A 23,219-nucleotide genomic window follows, 5' to 3' on the forward strand; every position below is an offset into this window, starting at 1 on the left:
AGGAATCAAACGCGGATTAACATTGGTGCCAGAGCCGCACGGTGTGGACGGTGCCAACCCGGCGATTTCCCGCACGGAGGCCAGCATGGAACACGATATCACTTTGTACGTCGGCTTGGACGTCCACAAGGACTCGATCACGGTCGCCTACGCGCCCGCCTCGGGCGAGGTCGAACTGTCCGGCAAGATCGGTACGACGCAGACCGACATTGATCGCTTGTGCAAGCGCCTGCAGTCCAAAGCGCGCCACATACGCGTCGTCTACGAGGCAGGCCCGTGCGGCTATGGTCTCTACCGTCAGCTTGTGCAGAAAGGCTTCGACTGCATGGTCTGCGCACCGTCACTGATTCCCAGAAAGCCCGGCGAGCGCGTCAAGACCGACCGACGAGACGCCGTGAAGCTAGTGCGGTTGCTCCGTACCGGCGACCTGTCGGCAGTGTACGTGCCTACCGTAGAGGATGAAGCGTTCCGCAATCTGGCACGTGCATGGGTAAGCGCCAAAGACGATATGAAGCGTGCGCGGCAACGGCTGAAGGCCTTCCTGCTCTCGCATGGCGTGCGCTATCTGGGTCGGGCCGACTGGGGTCCCGCGCATCGACGCTGGTTGAGCGCGTTTTCGTTCGACAACCTTTGGCAGCAACTGGCGCTCGACGAACTGCGGCGCACGATCGAAGACCGTCTCGCGCAATGCGGGCGTCTCGAAGCCGCCCTGCGAGAGGCGGTCGTCGACTGGCGCTTCTATCCGGCGGTCCTGGGCTTACAGGCTATGCGCGGTGTGCAATTCACGACCACCGTGGGCATGCTCGCCGAGCTGGGCGATCTCTCACGCTTCACGCATCCACGCCAACTGATGGCCTGGCTCGGCGTTACCCCGTCAGAACATTCCTCAGGCAACAAACGGCGCTTGGGCAGCATCACCAAGACGGGTAACAGCTATGCAAGAAAGTTGTTGGTCGTGCCGTCTTGCCCAGCACCTCGCCGGTAGCAGTATTAAATGCCGCGAATAGACTAGCCTCTCGTTGCGGATACTCGAAGCCGTGGCTCTCGGCACGCCCCGGCGACAAAACGCGGCATCCGGTCCTTGCGCTCAAGTGCCTCGATCGCGGTTTTCTCATCCACGCAGAACACCGTCGCGTGCGCCGGCGGGTTTAGATAAAGCCCATCATGTCGGCTGCCTTGGTCTCGAAGTCCGGATCGTTAGAGACCATGTGCCGCCCCAGGCGCTGCTGCTTGATGCCGTGCTTGCGCCAGATGCGCTGCGCGGCCGAGACCGACACATCGCCCAGCTCTGCTGCGAGCTTGTGGTGTCGAACCGTCGGCTGGTTTGTGTGCTTGAGGGTGCGGTAAAGTACACGCGCTTCCAACTTGGCAGGCGGCTGCACAAAAGCACGCGGGGTGGCGAGAGTACGTGCCCGACAGTCGCTCATTGAGGAAACGCCCCGACCAACGTGCGACGAATCGCGAGCGCAGCGCAGTGCACTCATGATTCCGACGCGGGATTCACCATCCTCGAGCATCAAGATCAATTTTGCGCGTCGCACGTCCGCCGCGCGCACCGTTCGGCTGTGTGCCGCTGAAAGTAATTGTGCACGTCCGGTATCAGTCAGATTCATTTTTCATTTTTCCCATGGCCTAAATCCGAACACATACGGTGTGCCATGTCAATGACGCAGTGGACAGGTATCCGCGAAACTATCTCGTTGCATCATTGCCACCTCATCGCAGGAATCTAACGTCGGTGTTGCTCTGTCTCCGCGGGACCTTAATGGCCTTGCGCTCCATGGTCGTGCTCGCCGCTTTCCATCATTCGCATCATCTCTGGGCCGCCCGTTCTGAAAATACGACCATCAAGACGACGAACACTGCGCCGAAGATGAGGTTAAGCACGACCCATTTTTTGATCTCCCTATCCGATGCAGCGTCCATGTCGGCGAGCGGACCGCCTCGCCGACATGTTTCGCCGCAGGCCGACCCGCGTTCAGTTGTGCTCGGTGGCCCTCAATTATGTTGGCTGCGTCACCGTCCGCAGATACGGCTTGAGCGTCTTGAAGCCCTGCTGATACTTTTTCTTGGCTTCCTCATCGGAGACGGACGTCGGAATGATCACGTCCTCGCCCGGCTTCCAGTTCACCGGCGTGGCGACCGCGTGCTTGGCGTTCAACTGAAGCGCGTCGAGCAAACGCAGCACCTCGTCAAAATTGCGGCCTGCACTCATCGGATAGACAAGCATTGCCTTGACCTTCTTGTCGGGGCCGATGATAAACACCGAGCGCACGGTGGCATTGTCCGTCGCGCTTCGCTGGCCGCCGCTCGCGTTCGGATGAATCATGTCGTAGAGCTTCGCGACGTACAGATCCGCGTCGCCGATCAACGGATAATTCACTGCGTGCCCTTGTGTCTCTTCGATATCACCAACCCATCTTTGATGGTCACTCACGGGGTCGATGCTCAGTCCAATGATCCGGGTACTACGTTTGTCGAACTCTGCTTTCAGGCCGGCCAAATAGCCAAGCTCGGTCGTGCAGACGGGTGTGAAATCCTTCGGGTGCGAGAACAGGATGGCCCATTTATCTCCGATCCATTCGTGAAATCGGATCGTCCCTTCAGTGGTTTCGGCCGTGAAATCGGGTGCTTCTTCGCCTATGCGGATAGACATGTCAAACCTCCACTACTTATGTGAGTCGGAGGATCCCAGCCGCGCAAAAGCGGGCACTCCGGGTTGAGAGTCACGAACCATTATTGTGTGCTTTTTTCGGGCGGGGCCGTTGCGCTTTGGCCGCACGCGGAAGTGTCTGCTTTTGCTTCAACGCCGCGGACGTCGTCCACGTCGAGACGTTGTATGCCTTGCAATATCGTGCAACTCGATCGACTATCGCCCGCGCACTGTTGTACGAGTTGATCAAGCGAATCGCGCATGGACGTCAATTCGGCTATCCGATCGTTCAGTTCCGCTACGTGTTTCAAGGCAACCGCTTTGACGTCAGAACTGGCGCGGTCCTCATCTCGCCATAAGGCAAGCAAATGCCTGACACGTTCGATGGAAAAACCGAGCGCGCGCGTCCGTCGAATGAAGCGCATGACGTGAACGTCGCTCTCCTTATAGATCCGATAGCCGCTCCCAGCACGTCCATGTGGTTGTATCAAATCGATACTTTCGTAGTACCGAATCATCTTGACCGACATACCGGTAGCCTTGGCGGCTTCCCCGATGTTCATACGATCTCTCCTTTACTACTGCGAGCAGATTAACCCGCGTGGTTGTTTTAGTCGGCAGCGGCCAGCGCTTGAGCAAGAGCGTGCTTCCGAAGCGGATTTGCAACATCTCGCAAAGGCGTTCATGCCGGGCGAGCGCACACGATGCCGCGCTCGCCCAAGGTACTCCCTTGCGAATCGCTACTTGGCGATACGCGATTGCGGCTGCTGCTCCTGAGCCGTCTCGCTTGGGCGCGAAGCTTGATCGTCCTTACTATGGCTCATGCTTTTCATCATGAAGAACATAGACAACGGGCACAGCATGAACAACAAGAAGGGTCCGCCGCTCAATACGAGCGTTCGGAACTGAGGGAACGCCGCATAAGCCGCAGCTAGTATGACGAGCAGGACTGCTCCTGCAGCGATCATCGTTTTCATATTGCATTTCATGGTGTTGCTCCTATTTCAGATTCGGGAGAATGCTCGCGCGTGCGAGCACTGTCGTGTTATTTCGCGGGCGGCGTCTGGATCTTGTCGGCGTACTTGAGCATGATGTCGCCCATTGCCTTCATCATTTCACCGTGCATTTGCATCGCGAGTTTTTCGTTGCCCGGAGGGAATTGGCCCATCATCGGGCAGTTGCTCATCATCCCCTTTCCCATCATCCCTTTGCTCATCATTCCATCGCCCATCATGGCACTGGCGTGATCATGCATGGCCGGCTGCGGTGGGCTGGCCGCGGCACTCACTCCACTCGCGCCCAAAAGAGCAAGGGCCAGTGACACAGTGGCTAAACGTTTGGTGTTCATTTCGATTTCCTTGGCCTCTCCCTAGGTCGGAAGTAAGGCCGTCTGGTTATGTTCCTGTGGCGTCGCGCTGAAAACGCGTGACGCGATCCGTCGAGCCGAATCATCGACGTGCTGGCACGCAACCGCGCGGCGAGCTGACGCTGCGGATACGATCTAATGCCCAATCGCTGGAGGGGAGTTACAGAACTTGTGGCGGACGCTGCGGAAGATCAGGAATGAACTGCGCAAACGCAGTGGCGTCGAATGACGCGTAGACCGATGTAGAGGGCGCTGGTACGAGCGCGATCGGATGGGAAGATATCGCCGCAGGCGTGCAGGCAAGGCTACCGATGCTGCCGTGGCAATCGAGCTGATGCGTGGCCGATACAGTGGTGTCCAAGTGCGCTGCACCGGATGAGGCAACTGCGTGCGGGACCGCCGAGTGATGCAGTGGCGTGTGCGATCCGGCCATGGCCGATGAAATTTGCGGGCAAATCAATACTGGCGTGGCAAAGCCTGTCAAAGGCAGCCACGCAATCAAGAAGCACAGTAGTAATTTAACGACGCATTTCACGAGATATTGATTTCTGCACAGCTGTTCAGTTACAGACGCACTGTTTTTGGATCTGGATTACAAGGCGAACGCCGCGCTGCGGGTCACCGGCTTTCCTTTCAAGTTCAGACCTTGCCGCACGGCGGGTCCACTTATTCCATCCAATATAGGGCAACCCGGCCGCTTGTCGCCCGCGCAATGTCGCGAGAGGTTGGCGAGCGTGTCACGCATCACCACCAGTTCCGCAATGCGCGTGTTCAACTCGCCGATATGGTGCGCGGCGATCGTCTTCACTTCGGCGCTCGCGCGGTCCTGATCCAACCATAACGAAAGCAGTTGCCTGATCTGCTCGATCGGGAATCCCAAGGCGCGGGCTTGCCGGATGAAGCGCAGCACATGAACGTCAGAGTCTCCGTAGATCCGGTAGCCACTATCTGTGCGACCAGCGGCCTCCACCAGATCGATGCTCTCATAGTAGCGGATCATTTTCGCCGTGACGCCCGAGGCGCTCGCCGCTTGTCCGATGTTCATCTCGCACCTCATACATTAATTCATACCACTGCCCGTTGATTTCCAATTCTTACTCTAGACCTTCCAGTTACGGGAATGTCAAGGTTTTTTTGGCGTTGGGTGTCGGCTTCAAGACTCGCTTCTCGGCCCTTGACACTCCAGTGACGGAAGTGTTTAGACTCCGCTCCATTGTCAGATAACGCATGGCGTAGGCCAGCGAAGTGGCGAAACGTCTGCGGAAACACCCGAACGCGAGCGCGCCTTTCTTGAGCGCTCCGAATGGCAAGACCGGCGGTGATCCCGCAAGCCAACGAGTAGAGGCGAAAGAGATGTGGTGCACAACAAGAACGAAGGTAGCGGCGGTATACCCGGAGTGCGGGGCAAGCGGATCGACCGCGTCTGCCGCGAGTGAATCCGGGTGTGCGACCCTGTTGCTCGCCGATGTGCAGTCCATTGCGCACAACCTCCGCCAATCCGCCTGAGCCACCATGCGCCGCGAAGCTAAACGTACGCTAACCGTTATCACGCTCCTTGTTGCGCTGTTCTTCAGCCAGCTCTGGGTGGCTGCGTACGCGTGCACAACGACACCTTCGCTTTCCAGCTCATCGTCTACCGAAGCAGTCACGCTATTCGATGGTCATACCGACCTTCGCGATCACCAGGTCGCCGCGGTTTGCCACGCTCACTGCGACAATTCTGCGCAACCTGATCACGCCCAGCAACCCGCACCATCGCCACTCGTTTGGACACCTTTGATCTGGGGTGCATCGACGATCCCTGCATTGGCGATCCAGCCACGCTCGCCGACACGGCCTGAGCCTATTCTGCTTTCCGCCTCTCCCCCTCCTCGCATTCTGTTCCAGATTTTTCGAATCTGATCTCCGGCGATTGACGTCGATCGTGCTTGGCGAAAGCTAGCGCGCGATCACGCTCGTTCGCGGAAAGGTTTTCCCGCTTTGTCCCACCGTCTGCCTGTTCGCCGCGTTCGAACTGTGCGTCGCATCGCTCGCCGCTTACCGGGCCTCCGATCGTTCGCGAAGACGGATCAAGCAAAAGCGTTTCGCAAACCAAGCAAATTCAACTAAGTCGCCCAAGTCGAGTCGCGGGTAAGGCACCCAGGCTTTGTAACTTCGGCAATTTGTTTCGTCGATGCGTATCGCGTATTGCGCACTGCAATTATTTCTCTCTAAGGAATTAACAATGAAACGCTTCACTTCGTTCAAACACGCTGTCTTTGCAACCCTGGCCGTGTCGACGACCCTCACGGCCTTCGCGAGTGGTGGCGGTTCCGCCGCGCCGAGGGATTACCCATTCCAGAATGCGCACTCAAGCGCTGGTCAACGCACGGCATCGACGGCTTTCAGTGCGGCCGTTCTTCGCGCAGGCGTCACGGGTTCCACCGCCCCCGCGCTGGAGGCGCCTGCAGCAACTCACAGCACTTCGACGGGCAAGTCAGGGGCACAGGTGCGCGAGGAATTAGTGGAAGCGCAACGCATGGGCCTTATCCCATCAGGCAAGACTGACTATCCGCCCAGCGCCGAGACCATCGCGCGCAATCAGGTGCGATTCCAGCAGGCCGCACCGTTTTGGCGCGCGCATGGAGACCTTCCGGCGCAGGGGCAATTGGCGAGTGACGCCGATCAAAGCAAGTGAGTTATTACTGTGCGCCATCGTGCTTCATTGCATGAAGCCACGCAGCGACCTCTAGTCAGCAATCGTCGAAATCGAATGCGCTATCGCGCTTGACCTAATTAACATCAAGGAAACACACATGAAACGCATCACTTCGTTTAAACAAGTGGTCTTCGCAACATTGCTACTATCCGCAACCGTTACGGCATTCGCGGCGGGGGGCGGTGACAATGGATTGGGGCGTAATCCAAACCTCTATGCGCCCTCGCTTACTAGCTCAACATCCCACTCGCAGCAAACGGTGCTGGCAAATAGCGCTGGTTCCGAATCCGTTGTCCTCACGACTGGTACGAATGGTCCTTCGGCCGCAGAACGCTCAACAGGTTACGGGAAGACTCGTGCACAGGTCCGCACCGAACTGTTGGAGGCGGAGCGCGCCGGCACGGTCCCTGTTCATAAGAATGAGTACCCACCCAGCATCGAAACCGTTGCTCGCAACCAGGTTGGGTTCCAACAGGTCGAGCAGGCCTGGCGTGCGGGGATCCAGTGGTAGCGAACAATCAATAAGTTCGCTTTCGAGCTACTTAGCAGCGGTGATGGGACGTCGGGACTTTGTCGTCTACCGGTCATGTTGTGACAAGGACAAAGCTTGATCGTCTTTCATCGCCGTTTTTCAACGCATTTATCCGCACGGACGTCCAGATGCAGACATCCAGCGGTCAGCGGCGTAGTCAAAATTCCTCGCCACCTTAATAAAATGTCTCCGCTATAATTGCAGCCATGAAATTTCTTCGGACAATGCTCCTTCTGTTGCTCTGCGCTATGCTGCCTATCAGTGGGCTGGCAGCCAGTGGAGCGACTGGACAGTGTCCGATGCAAGAGGTCATGGCCGACGATAGCGGCGCCATGGCGGCCGATATGCCCGGCTGCGAAATGGTGACAGCGACATCCAGCGAACACGGTAAGTCGAAGTCATCTCTGTGCAAGGTGACTGCTCAATGTCAAATTGGCAGCCTCTATCACCCCGTATCTTCTCCCTCAGTCGTTCGGCCCGCAGGATCGTTTATCCCCCTCAGTTTCCACTACGCAGAGTCGTTCTCCTTCCGCGCGCCGGATGGACTCTGGCGTCCCCCGCAGTCCCTCTAGCTCCGTCGATCTGGTTCGCCGCAGCTTCGCGGCGATGTTGTCCTGGTTCAGGACTTGAGTCCGTATGTCCGTTCGCACGGATATAGGGTGCTCGACCATTCGGGGTTCACATGCATTTCCAACATCTCACGTCGATCATCCGACGTGGGCCGCTGCATTGCCTCGCTTTGGCAGCGGTCGTTATGTTTTCCAGTGGCGTGGCAAACGCCCAGGACGCGGGCTTGACGCTCGATGCAGCGCTTCAAATAGCCACCAGTCGTTCGTCCTCGATTCAGGCTTCGGAAGCCGCAGTCCGGGGCAGTTCCGACGTAGTCGTCAAAGCCGGGCAACTACCCAATCCCATGTTGAAGTTGAGCGTCGAGGACTTGCCCATCAATGGGTCACAGGCCTTCACGATCGGGCAGGACAATTTCACGATGCGCGGTATCGGCATCGAACAAGAGTGGGTATCTACGGACAAGCGCCGATTGCGTACTGCGTTGGCAGATCGCGCCGTAGAGCGCGATAAATCGACCTACCTGCAAAAAGTGGCGGAGGTCCGTCAGCAAGCGGCCATGGCTTGGCTGAACGCCATCTACGCAAAAAAGGCCGTCGCCTTGAGCCAGGCCCTGGTCGACCATCTGAGCCAGGAACTGACCGCCAGACAAGCGTCGTACCGCGGTGCAAAAGGCGCTGCGGTGGACGTCGCCCAAGCCAACCTCACGCTCGGGAACGCGCGTGATGAACTGATCAACGCGCAGCAGGACGAGAAGACCGCGTTTATCGCCCTGTCGCGTTGGACGGCGGCAGGCAATGTGCTGGAGGTCGCCGGCAACCCGCCGGAGCTGGAGTCACAGGTGTCCAGTTTAAGTGTCGAGCAGCTCGATCAAGTCCAGCCTGATCTGATCGCCGCACGCTCCGCCATCTCGTTGGCCGATGCCGACACCGACGTTACCCGAAGCAATCGAGACCCGAACTGGACGTGGGGGTTGACCTATTTCAAGCGGGGTGGAAATTTCTCGGACTACGTGTCGTTCGGTGTCTCCATCCCCTTGCCGATCAACCGCAGAAACGTCGAGGATCGCGACGTCGAGCAAAAGTCGGAAATGGGCACACAAGCACGGCTCACTTACGAAGACACCGAGCGACAGGTCGTAGCCGATATCCAAAGCCTGACGGCCAAGCTCGCCAGCGGTCGAGAACGTTTAGCGAACGTGAAGCAAACCGTTCTACCCGCCGCGGCGCAGAAAGTGGAACTCGCCAATGCAGCTTATCGGGCCGGTGCCGGCACGCTCTCCGATGCATTGGACGCGAGGCACACGCAGCTCGAAGCGAACCTTCAAGTGTTGAATCTCGAACGACAAGTCTCCCTGGTCTGGGCCCAGTTGGAATTCCAGGTTTTGCCGCCTGACTTGACCGCCAGCCAAGCCAGCCAATAAGGAGAAAAACATGAATCAGAAACTACTCGTACGTGCGGTAGCGTCGGTGTTCGTCGCAGCCGCGCTGCTAGGCGCCGGCTATGTGATCGGCACCCATCGTTCTGCGACGGATGCACCCATGGAATCAGCCACGGCCGCGACCTCACCCGCGCCCGGCGACAAGGTCGACCCGAAGACGGGCCGCAAGGTCCTGTATTGGCACGACCCGATGGTGCCGAACCAGCACTTCGATAAGCCCGGACCATCTCCCTTCATGGCCATGGCACTGCAGCCCGTCTTTGCCGACGAGGGCGGCTCCAGCGGAATCCGGGTCGACTCGGGGCTTCAACAGAATCTTGGTATCCGATACGCCACGGTGCGCCGGCAGGACACGGCCGAAGGTTTCGACGCGGTCGGCTCCACGCAGTTCGACGAGTCGGCGGCTGATGTCGTCCAGTCGCGGGTGACAGGCTACATCGACCATCTGTATGCAAGCGCGCCGATGCAGCGCGTGGCCAAGGGCGCGCCGATTGCGTCGCTGTTCGTTCCAGATTGGCTGGCACCGCAGGAAGAATATCTGGCGCTCAAACGCGGCGGTATGGACGACGGCATGCTTGAAGGTGCCCGCGCACGCATGCGAGCGATGTCGATTCCAGACGGGCTCATTGCGAACCTGGACCGAACGGGTAAAGCGCAGACGCACGTGACGCTTTCCGCGCAAGAAACGGGCGTGCTGACCGAGCTCAATGTCCGTGATGGCGCGATGGTGTCGCCAGGGCAGACGCTCGCCAAGGTCGCAGGCCTGTCAAAGCTTTGGTTAATCATCGAGATCCCCGAGTCGCTCGCGTTGCAGGTGCGGCCCGGTATGTTGGTCGACGCGATGTTCGACGGCGATCCGTCGCAGCACTTTAGCGGTCACATCCGCGAAATCCTGCCCGGCATCAGCACAAGCAGTCGCACGTTACAGGCGCGCCTTGAAATCGACAATACCGGGCTGAAGCTGACCCCGGGGATGCTGATGCGCGCGCATATCAGCGGAGCAAAACCCGTGTCGCGCCTGCTCGTGCCGTCCGAAGCCGTGATCACGACCGGCAAACGGTCGATTGTCATCGTCAAGAACAGCGATGGTCGACTGCAACCTGTCGCGATTACGGTGGGCAACGATGCCGGTGACGATACTGAAGTGACGAGCGGACTGACGGAAGGCCGGCAGGTCGTGGCCTCCGGCCAGTTCCTGATCGACTCGGAAGCGAGCCTGAAATCCGTGCTGCCGAAGCTCGAAGGAAGCGTTGTTCCAGGCATGGGTGCATCGGTTCCGGCGCCAGCCTCCGCCGCAGCTGCGGCTCCAACCTACGAGACGACCGGCAAGGTTGAAAAAGTCACGCCCGGTGACATCACGTTCTCGCACCAGCCCGTGCCCGCGTTGGGATGGGGTGCAATGACCATGACATTTGGCAAGCCTGCGCCCACGGCCTTCCCGGACGTCAAGGTGGGCGATTCCGTACATTTCGTGTTCAAGCAGTCCGATGACGGATACCAACTGACGAAGGTCGAACCGGTTGGAGGCACGAAATGATCGCGCGCATCATTCGCTGGTCAATTTACAACCGGTTTCTCGTGCTGCTCGCGACCGTGCTCGTCACAGCATGGGGCTTTTATTCGCTGACGCAGACACCGCTCGATGCGCTTCCTGATCTGTCCGACACGCAGGTCATCATCAAGGCCTCGTATCCCGGTAAAGCGCCGCAGGTGGTCGAAGACCAGGTGACCTATCCGCTCACGACGACGCTGCTGGGTGTGCCGGGCGCGACGACTATTCGCGCCTACTCATCGTTCGGTGATGCATTCGTCTACGTGCTTTTCGACGACAAGACGGACCAGTATTGGGCGCGTTCGCGGGTATTGGAATATCTGAACCAGGTGCAGAGTCGTTTGCCACCGGGTGCGACCGTGTCGCTCGGTCCCGACGCCACGGGGGTCGGTTGGGTCTACGAATACGCATTGGTCGACCGCACCGGCAAACACGACCTGGGGCAGCTTCGAGCCTTGAACGATTGGTTTCTGAAGTTCGAGCTGAAGTCGGTACCGGACGTCTCGGAAGTCGCGTCGATCGGCGGCATGGTGCGCCAATACCAAGTCGTCATCGATCCAGACAAGCTGCGCGCCTATGGCATCACACAAGGTGCTGTTGCCGATGCCATAGGAAAAGCCAACCAGGAGTCGGGCGGATCGGTTGTAGAACTCGCCGAGTCCGAGTACATGGTGAGGTCATCTGGCTACCTGCGCTCACTGGACGACTTCCGCAACATCGCGCTGCGGACCAACGATACCGGCACACCGGTCCTGTTGGGGGACGTCGCTCGCATCCAGATTGGCCCCGAAATGCGCCGTGGTATTGCCGAGTTGAACGGCGAAGGCGAAGTGGCCGGCGGCGTCATCGTGATGCGCTCGGGCAAGAACGCGCTGACGACCATCGATGCAGTCAAAGCCAAGTTCGCCGATTTGAAAAAATCGCTCCCACCAGGCGTCGAGGTCGTGACAACGTACGATCGCTCGCAGCTCATCGAGCGTGCAGTCGACAACCTCAAAGACAAGCTCATCGAAGAGTTCATCATCGTCGGGTTGGTCTGCGCGGTGTTCCTGTTCCATCTGCGCAGCGCATTCGTCGCGATCCTGTCGCTGCCGCTCGGTGTGCTGACCGCATTCATCGTCATGCGCTATCAGGGCGTCAACGCAAACCTGATGTCGTTGGGCGGTATTGCGATTGCCATCGGCGCGATGATCGATGCTGCGATCGTGATGATCGAAAATGCACACAAGCACCTGGAAGCGTACGACCACGAACATCCGGATAGTCCAATCACGAACGCTCAGCGGTGGGAACTGATCGCAGAGTCCGCGGCAGAAGTTGGGCCCGCCTTGTTCTTCTCGCTGCTCATCATCACGCTGTCGTTCATCCCGGTTTTCTCGCTCGAGGGCCAGGAGGGGAAGCTCTTTGCCCCACTAGCGTTCACAAAGACCTACACGATTGCCGCTGCCGCTGGGCTGTCCGTGACACTGGTGCCGGTGCTGATGGGCTTTCTCATCCGGGGACGTATTCCGCATGAGAATGCCAATCCGATCAATCGTGTGCTGATCCGGCTGTATCGCCCATTGCTCGAAGCGACGCTACGCCGACCGTGGGTCGCGATCGGGCTGGCGGTCGTCGCACTCGCCATCACGCTCATTCCTGTGTCGCGACTAGGCGGCGAATTCATGCCACCGCTCGACGAAGGCGACCTGCTGTATATGCCGACTGCGCTACCCGGCATTTCAGCGGATAAAGCCGCCGAGTTGCTTCAACAAACTGACCGGCTGATCAAGACGGTCCCGGAGGTGAAAACCGTGTTCGGCAAATCGGGACGTGCCGACACCGCGACTGACCCGGCGCCGTTCGAGATGTTCGAAACCACGATCCAGTTCAAGCCGCGCAGCGAATGGCGGCCCGGTATGACACCCGAGAAGCTTGTGGATGAACTCGATGCCCGCGTCAAGATTCCCGGTCTGTCGAATGTCTGGGTACCGCCGATTCGCAACCGCCTGGACATGCTGTCGACTGGCATCAAGACGCCCGTGGGGGTGAAGATCTCTGGAGCAGACCTTGGTCAGATTGACAAGATTGCCACGCAGGTCGAGTCCGTCTTGATGAACGTTCCAGGCGTCACGTCGGCGCTAGCGGAACGCTTGAACGGCGGCCACTACATCGACGTCAATATCGACCGGTTGGCTGCAGCCCGCTATGGCATGTCGGTGACTGACGTTCAGTCCATCGTGTCGACAGCGGTCGGCGGCGATAACGTCGGCGAAGTCATTGCAGGCCGCGAGCGTTTCCCGATCAACATTCGCTATCCGCGGGAGATCCGGGACTCCGTCGACAATCTGCGTCAGTTGCCGGTGGTCACCGACCGGGGGGCGCAGATCACGCTAGGGGACGTAGCCACCATCAAGATCTCCGATGGGCCACCGATGATCCGTAGTGAGAACGCGCGCTTGTCGGGTTACGTCTACGTCGACATTCGCGATGTGGACTTGCAATCGGCCGTGAAGGCAATGCAGCTTGCGGTTGCACAGCACGTTGTACTGCCGCCAGGCTATTCCATCGCGTGGTCCGGCCAGTTCGAGTATCTGGAGCGAGCGGCCGCGAAATTGCGGACCGTGATTCCGGTGACGCTCGTCGTCATTTTCGTGCTGCTCTTCCTGACGTTCAACTCGGCAGCCGACGCGCTGTTACTGATGTCAACCGTGCCCTTTGCACTGGTCGGAGGCTTCTGGCTGATCTGGATCCTCGGACACGCGGTGTCGGTCGCGACCGCTGTCGGGTTCATCGCGCTCTCGGGCGTCGCGGCCGAATTCGGCGTTGTGATGCTGCTGTATCTAAAAGGTTCGCTCAACCGTCGACTCGAGGAAGGCGCGCCCTTCACCGAAGCAACGCTCGTCGATGCAATTCGCGAGGGCGCCGTCTTGCGCGTGAGACCCAAGGCGATGACCGTCGCGGTCGTGCTGGCGGGCCTCATTCCGATCATGCTCGGCCACGGTGCAGGGTCGGAAGTCATGCAGCGGATCGCCGCGCCAATGGTTGGCGGCATGGTGACCGCACCGCTCCTGTCGATGCTGATCATCCCGGCCGCCTGGCTGCTGCTGCAACGCCGGAAGATTGCGCGCACCCAAACGAAAACTGAAGAACCGCTTCAACCTCACGCAGTACCCACTGGCACGCTCGTGCCGCAATCCCACTCTGGAGAAACCCAATGAAGAAGTTCGTTACCGTATCCGCCGTATTCTGCACCGCACTCACGCTCGCTAGTGCCGCGGTAGCTGCGGACGAAATGGCCGGCATGAAGATGGACAACGGCGCGATGAGCGCCGCCAAGCCGGGCAAATCGCAACTGACAGACGCTGTGGTCAAGAAGGTGGACCCATCGACTGGCATGGTGACGCTGCAGCACGGCGCGCTCACCAACATCGGCATGTCGGCGATGACGATGGCCTACAAGGCCAAGGACGCGGCGATGATTGACCACGTCAAGGAAGGCGAGAAGGTCAAAGTCCGGGTCGAAGATGTCAACGGCACGCTGACCATTGTGAAGCTGGAGAAGCACTAACTGGCGGTCGGCGCCAAGGACGCGGCGACGCCTACTCTGGTAGGCGCCGCTGTCCTTGAGGCCGCAGCTAACAGAATCGCGTTTGACACGACTACGGCAGCACTTCGGTCATGGTGTGGACGCCATAGAAATGGGAAACCGGCAGCACGGCGATCACGCCGTCGCCCGGCGCACCCACATGCGCGACCTTCATAATTGCAGCGACCAGCGTATCGACATCGGCCGTGCGAACGAAGATCTCGATTTTCAGGTGTCCGATCGCCTCGTCGTTCGCATACGGGTTCAGGTGTGCACCGAAACCTCTTACTTTGCTGATCGTGACGCCATGCGTATGGATTGCGTGTAGCGCTTTCCTAAGAGCCCCAAGCACATCCGGCCTGATAATGGCGACAACGCATTGCGATTCCATGATGATCCCTTTGTTCGGTTGGTTCGTTTCACGCTTTTTTGACGTACGCGCTACGCCAGCCCTTTGCATTGACTTGCTTACCGGCAAAGATCGTGCAAGGAGCCATTGCATCGCCGGCCTTTCCCTGGAAAAACTGGCAACTCGCACAGGCTTGTCCGGGTTGATGATTCGGATACTTCGCCTTGTCGACCTTGCTTGCATCTGTTTTGTACCCGAGCGCTTGCGCGTTCGCGTCGGATTCAAGGACCGGCCCGGCTTGCGCTGTAGCGTTGCGCTCCAGGATCAGCGACGAGGTCAAACCAGCGGTGACGAGCATAAAACTGCGGCGAGAGAATTTCATGGTCGCCCTCCATTTCACTGGCCTCCTCGCACTCGCGAAGTCTGGCCTGGTTGTCTCCGATTCTTGAATCACGCTCTTACGCCTGAATCAGATAGTTGCGCATCAAGCCCGAGTCCTCGTGCTCCAGCATGTGACAGTGATAGAGAAATATCCCGGTGTACGCGCCGAAGCGAATCAGCAAGCGGATTCGCTCGCCCGGCATAATGAGTACGGTGTCCTTCCATCCCTCATCGACATATCCACCCGCAACCGAGTCGCGCGCCCTGGAAAACTCCGTTGCAACGGAGCGCTTTAGTACGCGGAACTGCACACCGTGTACATGCATCGAGTGCGCCATCAACATCATCGATGCCTCGTTGCGAAACTCCCAGATTTCGGTGGTCTCGCGCCTCACGGTTTCCGACGCCGTGACGCTATCCATTTCGAAACGGCGCCCGTCGATGCCCCATGTCATCATGCCCATTGTGATACTGAACGCACGTGGCCGTGAGAAATTGATTGCCTCTTGCGGACGTACCGCCGGCACCCGCGCGAGGTGCATCGGCAGGACGCTGGTCGCATCCGATTGCTGCGTGACCCTGACGTTCAACACGGGGAAACGCGCGCCCATCGGCAACTCCGTATTACCCATCATCCCGCCCATGGCGACGTCGCCCGCGAACTCGCGGCTCTCCAGCGTCATCTTGGTCCCTACTGGTTGGTGGCTGAAGTCCGCCCACACGTCGATCCGCTCGGCCGGTGCGAGCGTCACGTACCGCCGTAGCAGTGGTGTTTCGAGCAGTCCACCATCGGTGCCGATCACTGTTAACGGCGAACCGTCGTTCCATGCGAGCTTATAAATGCGTGCGTTAGACCCGTTAAGCAGGCGTAGGCGATAGGCGCGGGTTGCTACCGGCAACACGAAGTCGGGCCGTCCATTGACGAGAATCTGGTCGCCGAGAAACCCCATCATCTGCGCCATCATGTCGTCCATGCCGCCCATGCCGCCCATGCCGCCGTTGCCCATCATTGTGCTTTTCATCATTCCACCACGCCCCATCATCCCGCCTGCTGGTTGTGACAGGTAAGCAAACTGGTTGTCGCCATTCACCTTTCGGTCCTGGATCATGAGCGGCACATCGTTAGCGCCTTCAGGTAGTTTGAGCGCAGCTTCTTCCTCATCACCGACGATCAGGAAGCCGGCCTGTCCAAAGTAAATCTGTGCGCCGGTGCGACCGTCCGGATGCGCGTGGAACCAGTACGTGCCGGCGCGGTTCTGGACCTCGAATTCATAGCGGAAATGCTGCCCGGGCGAGATCGCATTGCGCGGATGCCCGTCCATCGCGGCCGGCAAGAGCAGACCATGCCAATGGATGATGGTCGGCTCAGACAATTCGTTGATGAAATCGATCCGCACTTTTTGTCCGCGCCGCGCACGCAATACCGGCACGTACCCATCGGAGAGAAAGACGAGCGCGCTGGCGTCGCCTTGGGTGACTTTTCCGTCGTAGCGCCACACGTGTGTAGCCGATCCCGGCCAGATCGCGAGTTGATCTTTCTTTGCGCGCAACTCGACTTCGAGATCTGGGACGAATGGCGCATGCGTTGGTGGATTTGATTGCGCGGATGCGGTACGCGACGCAGGTGGCCAGCCTGCACTCGCGAGTAGTGCCGAGCTCAGCGAGGCGCGCAGGAGCGTGCGACGTTTCGTGTTCTTGATATCCGGCATTCATCACCTCCGCAACAAGCCGCCATCGTCTTGCTCGAGCCGCGGATTGGTGCCGTCACCTCCCCACGGATGCATGACGCCATCAACCCTTCGGCTCCCACTTCGCATCGACCGCAGCCTGGATCTTGCCCGGGTCTTTGATACCCTTACGCGTCATCTGATAAGCGATCTCCGCCGTACCCTGACAAACGGGGCACGTCACGGCCATCTGGTCTTCGAAGCACTGCAAATTGGAGCGATGCTCACCGCGATTCTCACAGCCGCACCAGCAATACAACTGGTTCAGGGTTGCCGGAATCTGCGTGGCTACCCAATACGCGTGCCGCGTCGCGGTGCCCGAGAACTGGTAGGGGTTCAGCACGTGCGAGGCATCGGTGCGTCCAGTCGGCACAATGCGCAGACCGTCGGCGCGCAGCATACCGATACGCCATGCAGTGTTGGCTGTGCCCGGTAATGGCCCCTTGTCCCCCACCGGCGTGGTCTTTGACATCATGATTTCCGCCGCCATTGACACTACGCCCGCGGATAGCGCCACCGGCAACACCCAAAGCAAGCGGCGCCTCGTCAAGTTCAATCGCGTGCTGCGAGGCCGTGCACGTGTGGCTTGGTCTATCGAAAGTTTTTTGTCAGGTTGCCTATCTTTCATCGAGGTGTCTCCTTGGCCAGATGAGGATCAACTCCAAGCGCGTATCGCGGCATGACACTACCGCATGCCACGCATCATGCCGACGTGCATCATTGCCATCCCTGCCACACCCAGTACGGTGATGAGTCCGACTACGGCTAGCACGATCACAATGGCTTTCAGAATTCAGGAACGATCACTCACGTCAGTCTCCATCCAGTTCGGTGCCACAGGCTAACGCGTGGCACCAGTTCTACTGGCGTAGGCAACCCCTGTTTCGCCGGCGGGCGCGAACCGCTGCGGGTTCATCCAACCGCTTCATGGACCGCGTTATCAGCACCATCGACAGGAACACTGAAGGCGGTCGGAAGCGACGCATGTATTTACCCGGCGGCAGTTTTCCTGACGCGCGTGCGCATCGTCCATGAACATGTCTACGATGGGACTAACGGAGAGGGATTAAAGCGCTTGTGGTGGGCGCTGCGGCGGCTCGGGGATGAACTGCGCCAAGAGAACGTGACTCATGGGCCGGTAGACAGGCAACGAGGTGATTGCTACCGTGACATGAAGGGAGGGAACGACAACCCACGGCATGCTGCACGAGTGACCGCCCATGCTGCAGTGACCACCCGCCTGCGTCTTCACGACGGGCGCTTTTGCGCCATCAGCATGATCGCCCATGTCAGTCATGGACATCTGGCTTTCATGTGACGGCGAAACGGCAGGCGCCATCGCTGAACAAAGCGACGCCTGCGCGGGGTAGCCGAGTATCGGCAACCACGCGATCAGAAAACAAGCGATCAATTTGGTCAGAAATTTCATGATTTTTAGTATAGGCGCAGTCGGGCAGTGATGCCACGTCTTGCAATCTCGGTATTTACGTCGACAACCTGATGGGCGAAGTCCCAGTGAATGCGACATTAGCGGCCCCAGCGTTGCAGGTGCGCGAGGAACGTGTCCGCACCAACGAATCCCACCACTTCCGCCCCCGTTTGTTGCTGACCGCTTCGGTCATAGAAAATTAATGCGGGCGGTCCGAACAATCCATAGCGCTTTAGCAGCGCAGCATCGGCGGGTGTGTTTCGTGTGACGTCGATGCGCAGGAGCTTCCAGTGTGCCAATTCAGCCGCCACACGTGGGTCGGCGAACGTAAAGCGTTCCAATTCCTTGCAGGAGAGGCACCAGTCCGCATAAAAGTCCACCATGACGGGCTGACCATGTGCCTGATTCAGTGCGTCGTCCAGTTCGGCCACCGTGCGCACCGGCTGAAAACGCGAGGGGCTTTCCGTGACGGCTGCCGTCCCCTGTGGCAGGCGCTTTAGCGGCTGCAACAAATCGTCGTTACCGGACAGGGCACCGAGCAGTTCGGCAATACCGGCAGCGACAAGGAGCACACCCAGTGCTTTGCCCACCCGTGCAATACCACGCGCATCCGGCGGCAATGGATCAATCGCACGAAGCATCATGCCGCACGCGGCGAGGAGCGCGGCCACCAGCACCATCAGCAGCCACGATGGCAGCAACGAGTAGACGAACCACAGGGCGGCCACCAGTAGCATCACGCCCAGCGTGTTCTGCGCCGCACGCATCCATTTACCTGTTCGCGGCAAGACCTGCGCGCCAAACGTGCCGACGACCAGTAACGGAATCCCCATGCCGATTGCCATCACATAAAGTGCCAGCGCACCGGAAAGCAGATCACCGCTTCGCGAGATGTACAGCAACGCACCAGCGAGCGCCGGCGTTGAACAGGGCCCGACGAGCAGCGCGGACAGGGCGCCCATCAGCAAGACGGGAAGGATACGTCCACCAGGCAATCGCTGGCTCCAGCCAGTGAGGCCCGTTTGCCAGCGTGAGGGCAATTGCAGTCGGAACATGCCGAACATCCCGAGCGCGAAGATCACCATGAGCATACCGAAGCTTGACAGGATCCACGGTTGCTGCATGAACATCACCAACTGGATGCCGAAGAACGCTGCAATGCTGCCCGCCAATGCGTAAGTCAGCGCCAGTCCCTGAACGTAGGCAAAGGTGAGCGCAAAAGCGTGCCAGAAATGCGGCCGAGCACTGTGTATTTCACCACCCAACACCACCGCTGTCACGATCGGAATGAGCGGATACATGCACGCCGTCCCCGCGATCAACAGGCCCGCAAGAAAAAAGCCGAGCAACTCAGCGATGCTGAGGCCGGCGGACGACGGCAGTGCCATCCCGAACAGTGTCGGCGGGTTCGCCGGTGCGCTGACGTCGGCATTGGCGACACGAGCTTGGTCTGGAGCATGCGTGATGTTCGACACCGCGCCGGCGGCTGCAATGCGGTAGGTCCGGGTGAGGGGCGGATAGCAGACACCCAGATCCGCGCACCCTTGAGAGGTCACTGACAGTACGACGTCGGCGGTCACGGGATGAGGTAACGTCAGACGCAGCAACACCGGGCCGTGATAAACGAAGACCTTGCCGAAGGTGGGATCGTCTTTCTCTTCGCCCGGTGGCAAGTCGACCGGCTTCATCGGGACGCTATCTACAGAGAAGCTAAAACGGTCCCGGTAAAGGTAGTAGCCGGAGTGCGTGCCGAAATCGAGCGTAACTTGCTGAGGTGCGCTGAGACTGACAGTTAGCGGGAAGGCCCGTTCGGGTGGCAACAGGTCAGATTCGGTCACCGCATGCGCTAGAAGCGGGACGACCGCAACGAGGAGCGCGAGCACTATCCGCTTGAACCAGCGCCATGCGCCTGCAATGTCGCGGGCACAGCGCGTCAGGCGCCCGCCCGCGTCCGGTCGCGTACCTAGCTGCACTTTGTCGATGAGCGTCATTGCCCCATCCTCCGACGCGTCGAAATGGCTCCGAATTGTCACACTGTAAGCGATCTCGCGGCCTAGCCCGTCTCGCCGTGATTCGACGATGGTCGATTCGCCGGCCTCACTGCATTCTTGACCCTGACCGAGCGTGAAGGTCAAGAACTCATAGAAAAAAAAACGAGGTGCGCGCGTCCTACGACGGCGATCGTAGGAGCTGATAGGCAGAAAGAAGGCTAAATGCGCGGAAAGCGAAGCGCCAAACCACGACGCACGATGACCGACCGAAATCAGATACTCGGATGCGATCTTAGCGTGTCGCCCGATTGCGACCGTAACGAAGCAAGCGCAATGCATTGGCGGTCACAAGAACCGTTGCGCCCGTGTCCGCGAGAATCGCCATCCACAAGGTGGTAACGCCAAACACGGTCGTGGCAAGAAAGATAGCTTTGAGGCCCAGCGCCAGCCCAATGTTTTGCCAGATGTTGCGGAGGGTCACCTTGGACAAATCAATGAGATCGGCCACGCCCATGACGCGATTGCGCAGCAAGGCGACTTCGGCCGTCTCGAGCGCCACCTCGGTTCCTCCACCCATGGCGACACCGACCGACGCGGCCGCAAGCGCGGGCGCGTCGTTAATGCCGTCGCCGACCATGGCGACAGGCCCTGCCTTCTTCAACAAAGCGATTTCTGCGAGCTTCTCATCGGGCAACAGTGCCGCTTTCGCGCTGATTCCAATCGTTGCGCCGATCGCGTTCGCTGTTCGCTGGTTGTCCCCGGTCAGCATGACGGTAGCGATGCCCATCGATTTCAACCTCGCAATCCCTATGGCAGCATCATCCCGCGGCTCATCCCGTAGCGCGATAAGCGCATCCACTCGCTTGCCCGAAAGCAGCACGACGACAGTTTTGCCCTGGTCCTCCAGCTGGGAAATGACGTGCGCCACTCGGTCGTCTAAGGGTGCCTGCTCCGCTGCGTATCGCGGCGACCCGACGGAGGCGAAGCCATCCTTCAATCGTACCGTCACAGCCTTTCCAGGCGTCGCCATTGCACCCCCGAAGCTCGAAGGAAGCACTAGCCCGCGCGCCATCGCTGCTTCGACAATGCCGATCCCAAGTGGATGGTTCGTTTTGCGCTCAACTGCCGCCGCTTTTGCGAGAACATTCGCCTCGTCACCCTCGACCGGCACAATGTCGGTCACCTGCGGGCGACCCTGGGTAAGTGTTCCGGTTTTGTCGAATGCGACCGTTTTCACTTTGCCGAGCGTTTCAAGCGCTGCGCCACCTTTGATCAGCAAACCGAGCCTGGCTCCAGCCGCAAGGCCGGATGCGATTGCGGCAGGCGTGGAGATGACCAGCGCGCAAGGGCACGCAATTAAAAGCGTTGCCAGACCCCGATAGACCCACGTGATCCAGTCTCCGCCAAAAGCGAGTGGCGGCACCACGGCGACCAGAAGCGCGATCAGCATTGCGGCCGGCGTGTAATTCGCACTGAAGCGATCGATCAATCGCGCTGTTGGCGCTTTCGATCCCTGCGCCTCCTCAACCATGTGAATAATGCGGGCGATCGTGTTATCAGCAGCAACGCGTGTAATCTCGACTCGCAACTCCCCATTCGCGTTGGTGCTGCCTGCGAACACGCTTGCTCCAGGTTCTTTTGGCACCGGCACGGACTCGCCCGTTATCGGCGCCTCATCTACTTCGGAGACCCCTTCGGTCACTCGACCGTCAGACGGCACACGGTCGCCAGGACGCACGATCACAATGTCTCCAACCAGCAAGTCTTCAGCCGATACTTTTTCGAGCATGCCATCCCGGTCGCGCAGGGCCTCGCGAAGAGTCAAGTTCATTAATGATTCGATCGCGCTTCGTGCGCGTCCGGCGGCAATCGTTTCCAGCAACTCGCCGACCGCGAACAGAAAGATGACAACGGCAGCCTCTTGCGCCGCACCGATTGCAACAGCACCGAGTGCCGCCACCGACATGAGCGTCTCGATGCTGAACGGGGTGCCAGAAATTGCACCCGCATATACGCGCTTTAACACCGGAACAACACCGAGCAGCGCCGCGATCGAATACGCCCATCGCGCTAAACCTGGATCGATTTGGGCGAACGCGGACGCGATCGCGAACATCGCACCCGTGAACAGAACAAGTTGCCCCTTGCGAGTGCGCCACCATGTTGGCGCAGTGCGCTCACCCGCGTCTGGCGTCGCCGAGGATTCCCCTTGAGCGTTCGACAATGGAGTAAAACCAAGCGCCTTGATCTTGGCTTCAATGCTTTCCGGCGATGTACGATCTTCGTCGAGCGTAAGACTCAGGCTCTCTTGGCCGTAGCTGACATTAATGTCGCTAACACCCGGCAGGCGCTTCATCGCATTTTCGATCTTGACCGCGCAAGCTCCGCAATCCATTCCTTCGATCCGAAGTTTCAGCGTGCTTGGACTTGCCATTGGATGACCTCGACAAAATTCTCGTTGAGGACTAGCATAAACCCTGTAGTAACCAGAGGGTCAAGGAATGGATACACCGATTTTGACGATTGGTCATCTGGCGAAAGAGACCGGCACGAAGGTGGAAACGATCCGGTTCTATGAAAGGATCGGCGTGTTGCCGCACCCTGAACGCACGGCCGCCAACTATCGCACCTACGATATCTCGCACCTCAATCGGCTGAGCTTTATACGGCGTGCCCGGGAGTTGGGCTTCTCGCTGGATCAAGTGCGCGAGCTTTTAGCGCTTGCAGATGATCGTAGCCAATCGTGTGCTGCGATCGATGCAATTGCCAATGAGCATCGCCGCGAAGTCGAACGCAAGATATGCGATCTTCAGGCTCTCAAGGCCGAACTGGACAATCTCATCGATCAATGCGGCTGCGGCACGGTCGCTGAGTGTCGAATTATCGAATCCCTTTCGCCTGCCGATTAGTCGGTCCGCCTGTCGCAAATGAGTGCCTGTTTCAAAGCCGTTCCGTCGACTGGGCG

The 23,219-nt window shown here is 59.1% G+C and carries 21 protein-coding genes and 2 pseudogenes; 9 read left to right on the plus strand and 14 right to left on the minus strand.

The genetic code is table 11. From position 1 onward, the window contains the following. Positions 1 to 85: 85 nt before the first annotated feature. Positions 86 to 955, plus strand: a pseudogene (locus ACRXB1_RS00125) (IS110 family transposase); the annotation flags it as partial. A gap of 1 nt (position 956) precedes the next feature. Here the strand turns inward: ACRXB1_RS00125 and ACRXB1_RS00130 are convergent. The 7 genes and pseudogenes from ACRXB1_RS00130 to cueR (ACRXB1_RS00160) form a co-directional block, all read right to left on the minus strand. Further along, positions 957 to 1,613 (minus strand): annotated as a pseudogene (locus tag ACRXB1_RS00130) (IS630 family transposase); the annotation flags it as partial. Between the two features lie 389 nt (positions 1,614 to 2,002). After that, entirely contained in the window at positions 2,003 to 2,656 is a 654-nt protein-coding gene (locus ACRXB1_RS00135; RefSeq protein WP_449490634.1) for a peroxiredoxin, read from the minus strand. An 80-nt stretch (positions 2,657 to 2,736) separates the two neighbouring features. Continuing rightward, a complete protein-coding gene (gene cueR / locus ACRXB1_RS00140; RefSeq protein ID WP_449490635.1) occupies positions 2,737 to 3,216 on the minus strand; it encodes a Cu(I)-responsive transcriptional regulator in 480 nt (159 codons plus the stop codon). Positions 3,217 to 3,393: 177 nt separating this feature from the next. Then, on the minus strand, positions 3,394 to 3,630 hold the full coding sequence (locus ACRXB1_RS00145; protein ID WP_449490636.1) for a DUF2933 domain-containing protein: 237 nt from the start codon (positions 3,628 to 3,630) through the stop codon (positions 3,394 to 3,396). Positions 3,631 to 3,698: 68 nt separating this feature from the next. After that, the gene (locus tag ACRXB1_RS00150; protein ID WP_449490637.1) at positions 3,699 to 4,001 is read right to left on the minus strand and encodes a hypothetical protein; all 303 of its coding nucleotides are present in this window, start codon (positions 3,999 to 4,001) and stop codon (positions 3,699 to 3,701) included. A 178-nt stretch (positions 4,002 to 4,179) separates the two neighbouring features. Beyond that, positions 4,180 to 4,380 (minus strand): hypothetical protein, encoded by a 201-nt coding sequence (locus tag ACRXB1_RS00155; protein WP_449490638.1) that lies wholly within the window; start codon positions 4,378 to 4,380, stop codon positions 4,180 to 4,182. Between the two features lie 231 nt (positions 4,381 to 4,611). Next, the gene (cueR, locus tag ACRXB1_RS00160; protein WP_449490639.1) at positions 4,612 to 5,064 is read right to left on the minus strand and encodes a Cu(I)-responsive transcriptional regulator; all 453 of its coding nucleotides are present in this window, start codon (positions 5,062 to 5,064) and stop codon (positions 4,612 to 4,614) included. Between the two features lie 1,179 nt (positions 5,065 to 6,243). Here cueR (ACRXB1_RS00160) and ACRXB1_RS00165 point away from each other — a divergent pair. The 7 genes from ACRXB1_RS00165 to ACRXB1_RS00195 all read left to right on the plus strand — a co-directional run bounded on the left by ACRXB1_RS00165 (position 6,244) and on the right by ACRXB1_RS00195 (position 14,359). Then, positions 6,244 to 6,696 (plus strand): DUF4148 domain-containing protein, encoded by a 453-nt coding sequence (locus ACRXB1_RS00165; protein WP_449490640.1) that lies wholly within the window; start codon positions 6,244 to 6,246, stop codon positions 6,694 to 6,696. Between the two features lie 118 nt (positions 6,697 to 6,814). After that, the gene (locus ACRXB1_RS00170; protein ID WP_449490641.1) at positions 6,815 to 7,228 is read left to right on the plus strand and encodes a DUF4148 domain-containing protein; all 414 of its coding nucleotides are present in this window, start codon (positions 6,815 to 6,817) and stop codon (positions 7,226 to 7,228) included. A gap of 227 nt (positions 7,229 to 7,455) precedes the next feature. Then, positions 7,456 to 7,821, plus strand: a complete 366-nt coding sequence (locus ACRXB1_RS00175; protein ID WP_449490642.1) for a hypothetical protein — start codon at positions 7,456 to 7,458, stop codon at positions 7,819 to 7,821. A 110-nt stretch (positions 7,822 to 7,931) separates the two neighbouring features. Beyond that, positions 7,932 to 9,239 carry a TolC family protein gene (locus tag ACRXB1_RS00180; protein WP_449490643.1) on the plus strand — a complete coding sequence of 436 codons (1,308 nt, stop codon included), beginning with the start codon at positions 7,932 to 7,934 and terminating at the stop codon, positions 9,237 to 9,239. Between the two features lie 10 nt (positions 9,240 to 9,249). Then, a complete protein-coding gene (locus tag ACRXB1_RS00185; protein ID WP_449490644.1) occupies positions 9,250 to 10,794 on the plus strand; it encodes an efflux RND transporter periplasmic adaptor subunit in 1,545 nt (514 codons plus the stop codon). Continuing rightward, the gene (locus ACRXB1_RS00190; RefSeq protein WP_449490645.1) at positions 10,791 to 14,009 is read left to right on the plus strand and encodes an efflux RND transporter permease subunit; all 3,219 of its coding nucleotides are present in this window, start codon (positions 10,791 to 10,793) and stop codon (positions 14,007 to 14,009) included. Before ACRXB1_RS00185 ends, ACRXB1_RS00190 begins: the two co-directional genes overlap by 4 nt. Continuing rightward, a complete protein-coding gene (locus tag ACRXB1_RS00195) occupies positions 14,006 to 14,359 on the plus strand; it encodes a copper-binding protein (protein ID WP_449490646.1) in 354 nt (117 codons plus the stop codon). The genes ACRXB1_RS00190 and ACRXB1_RS00195 overlap by 4 nt, the downstream gene beginning before the upstream one ends. Before the next feature lie 91 nt (positions 14,360 to 14,450). Here the strand turns inward: ACRXB1_RS00195 and ACRXB1_RS00200 are convergent, their stop codons facing one another. The 7 genes from ACRXB1_RS00200 to ACRXB1_RS00230 all read right to left on the minus strand — a co-directional run bounded on the left by ACRXB1_RS00200 (position 14,451) and on the right by ACRXB1_RS00230 (position 22,688). Continuing rightward, positions 14,451 to 14,768 carry a P-II family nitrogen regulator gene (locus ACRXB1_RS00200; protein ID WP_449490647.1) on the minus strand — a complete coding sequence of 106 codons (318 nt, stop codon included), beginning with the start codon at positions 14,766 to 14,768 and terminating at the stop codon, positions 14,451 to 14,453. A 28-nt stretch (positions 14,769 to 14,796) separates the two neighbouring features. Further along, entirely contained in the window at positions 14,797 to 15,108 is a 312-nt protein-coding gene (locus ACRXB1_RS00205) for a high-potential iron-sulfur protein (protein ID WP_449490648.1), read from the minus strand. Positions 15,109 to 15,184: 76 nt separating this feature from the next. Further along, complete coding sequence (locus ACRXB1_RS00210; protein WP_449490649.1) at positions 15,185 to 16,816, minus strand: multicopper oxidase family protein; 1,632 nt, start codon at positions 16,814 to 16,816, stop codon at positions 15,185 to 15,187. Between the two features lie 82 nt (positions 16,817 to 16,898). After that, positions 16,899 to 17,309 (minus strand): PCYCGC motif-containing (lipo)protein, encoded by a 411-nt coding sequence (locus tag ACRXB1_RS00215; RefSeq protein WP_449490650.1) that lies wholly within the window; start codon positions 17,307 to 17,309, stop codon positions 16,899 to 16,901. A gap of 591 nt (positions 17,310 to 17,900) precedes the next feature. After that, entirely contained in the window at positions 17,901 to 18,137 is a 237-nt protein-coding gene (locus tag ACRXB1_RS00220; protein WP_449490651.1) for a hypothetical protein, read from the minus strand. A 224-nt stretch (positions 18,138 to 18,361) separates the two neighbouring features. Continuing rightward, positions 18,362 to 20,254 carry a protein-disulfide reductase DsbD gene (gene dsbD, locus ACRXB1_RS00225; protein WP_449490652.1) on the minus strand — a complete coding sequence of 631 codons (1,893 nt, stop codon included), beginning with the start codon at positions 20,252 to 20,254 and terminating at the stop codon, positions 18,362 to 18,364. A gap of 292 nt (positions 20,255 to 20,546) precedes the next feature. Next, a complete protein-coding gene (locus ACRXB1_RS00230) occupies positions 20,547 to 22,688 on the minus strand; it encodes a heavy metal translocating P-type ATPase (RefSeq protein ID WP_449490653.1) in 2,142 nt (713 codons plus the stop codon). 67 nt (positions 22,689 to 22,755) lie between these two features. Here ACRXB1_RS00230 and ACRXB1_RS00235 point away from each other — a divergent pair, with 67 nt between their 5' ends. Further along, positions 22,756 to 23,163 carry a MerR family transcriptional regulator gene (locus ACRXB1_RS00235; RefSeq protein ID WP_449490654.1) on the plus strand — a complete coding sequence of 136 codons (408 nt, stop codon included), beginning with the start codon at positions 22,756 to 22,758 and terminating at the stop codon, positions 23,161 to 23,163. Positions 23,164 to 23,219 lie beyond the last annotated feature (56 nt).

It is taken from the genome of Caballeronia sp. M23-90 (assembly GCF_053574605.1).

Coding starts and splice junctions, on each gene's coding strand:
- ACRXB1_RS00190 (WP_449490645.1), top strand. CDS start 10,791: ATGATCGCGCGCATCATTCGCTGGTCAATTTACAACCGGTTTCTCGTG.
- cueR (WP_449490639.1), bottom strand. CDS start 5,064: ATGAACATCGGACAAGCGGCGAGCGCCTCGGGCGTCACGGCGAAAATG.
- ACRXB1_RS00200 (WP_449490647.1), bottom strand. CDS start 14,768: ATGGAATCGCAATGCGTTGTCGCCATTATCAGGCCGGATGTGCTTGGG.
- ACRXB1_RS00205 (WP_449490648.1), bottom strand. CDS start 15,108: ATGAAATTCTCTCGCCGCAGTTTTATGCTCGTCACCGCTGGTTTGACC.
- ACRXB1_RS00230 (WP_449490653.1), bottom strand. CDS start 22,688: ATGGCAAGTCCAAGCACGCTGAAACTTCGGATCGAAGGAATGGATTGC.
- ACRXB1_RS00150 (WP_449490637.1), bottom strand. CDS start 4,001: ATGAACACCAAACGTTTAGCCACTGTGTCACTGGCCCTTGCTCTTTTG.
- cueR (WP_449490635.1), bottom strand. CDS start 3,216: ATGAACATCGGGGAAGCCGCCAAGGCTACCGGTATGTCGGTCAAGATG.
- ACRXB1_RS00175 (WP_449490642.1), top strand. CDS start 7,456: ATGAAATTTCTTCGGACAATGCTCCTTCTGTTGCTCTGCGCTATGCTG.
- ACRXB1_RS00180 (WP_449490643.1), top strand. CDS start 7,932: ATGCATTTCCAACATCTCACGTCGATCATCCGACGTGGGCCGCTGCAT.
- ACRXB1_RS00215 (WP_449490650.1), bottom strand. CDS start 17,309: ATGATGTCAAAGACCACGCCGGTGGGGGACAAGGGGCCATTACCGGGC.
- ACRXB1_RS00195 (WP_449490646.1), top strand. CDS start 14,006: ATGAAGAAGTTCGTTACCGTATCCGCCGTATTCTGCACCGCACTCACG.
- dsbD (WP_449490652.1), bottom strand. CDS start 20,254: ATGACGCTCATCGACAAAGTGCAGCTAGGTACGCGACCGGACGCGGGC.
- ACRXB1_RS00165 (WP_449490640.1), top strand. CDS start 6,244: ATGAAACGCTTCACTTCGTTCAAACACGCTGTCTTTGCAACCCTGGCC.
- ACRXB1_RS00135 (WP_449490634.1), bottom strand. CDS start 2,656: ATGTCTATCCGCATAGGCGAAGAAGCACCCGATTTCACGGCCGAAACC.
- ACRXB1_RS00170 (WP_449490641.1), top strand. CDS start 6,815: ATGAAACGCATCACTTCGTTTAAACAAGTGGTCTTCGCAACATTGCTA.
- ACRXB1_RS00235 (WP_449490654.1), top strand. CDS start 22,756: ATGGATACACCGATTTTGACGATTGGTCATCTGGCGAAAGAGACCGGC.
- ACRXB1_RS00145 (WP_449490636.1), bottom strand. CDS start 3,630: ATGAAAACGATGATCGCTGCAGGAGCAGTCCTGCTCGTCATACTAGCT.
- ACRXB1_RS00210 (WP_449490649.1), bottom strand. CDS start 16,816: ATGCCGGATATCAAGAACACGAAACGTCGCACGCTCCTGCGCGCCTCG.
- ACRXB1_RS00220 (WP_449490651.1), bottom strand. CDS start 18,137: ATGTCCATGACTGACATGGGCGATCATGCTGATGGCGCAAAAGCGCCC.
- ACRXB1_RS00185 (WP_449490644.1), top strand. CDS start 9,250: ATGAATCAGAAACTACTCGTACGTGCGGTAGCGTCGGTGTTCGTCGCA.